The organism is Grimontia marina, assembly GCF_900060185.1.
GTDB lineage: Bacteria > Pseudomonadota > Gammaproteobacteria > Enterobacterales > Vibrionaceae > Enterovibrio > Enterovibrio marinus.
Genome location: NZ_FIZY01000238.1, coordinates 1 through 632 on the forward strand (window position 1 = coordinate 1; position 632 = coordinate 632).

General features: G+C 61.6%; 1 pseudogene. It reads right to left on the reverse strand.

The features are described from left to right. A pseudogene (locus GMA8713_RS27930) lies at positions 1–632 on the reverse strand (LamG domain-containing protein); the annotation flags it as partial.

Consider the following 632-nt stretch of genomic DNA (forward strand, 5'->3'; position numbering starts at 1 on the left):
GGTATTCCCCGACGCGTGATAGCCTGTGGTGGCATACGCCTCCAGACTACGCAGATCCAGGGTATGGTCACCACTCATCAGTGGCTCTTCCTCTGACGCGGTCAACGCCACGTATTCCGACCAGTTACTGACCCCGTCACTGTCTGCATCCTGCCCCGTATCGGCCACCATCAGGTCACTGCCCAATGCCGCTTCAACCCCATCAGGAATGCCATCACCGTCGCTGTCAGCACGGCACGCATTGCTCGGGGCCTGTGTACCGCTCACGCCCAGCTCATCGCCGTCGCTCAGCCCGTCACCGTCCGTATCTGCTAACGTACTGTCGGTACACATCGCCAGTTCATGCCGGTCCGGGATACCGTCTCCGTCTGTGTCCGCCAGTGCCTCAGCCGGGCTCAGCAGACCGTCCGCCGACAACAACGCATCAAACTCGCCACTCGCCACGTTCTCTACCCAGCGGCCCTTCGCGCGGCTGAAGTCGTAGTACGCCAATAAATCTGCTTCGCCCGCCACCGGTGGCGTCAGCATGTAACCCTGCACCTCACTCCCGCTCAGTGCACGGCCCCACACCTGAACATCGTCTACCTGCCCGTTGATAAAGCTGTCTGCACCCTGCTCGCCGTTACGTGCAC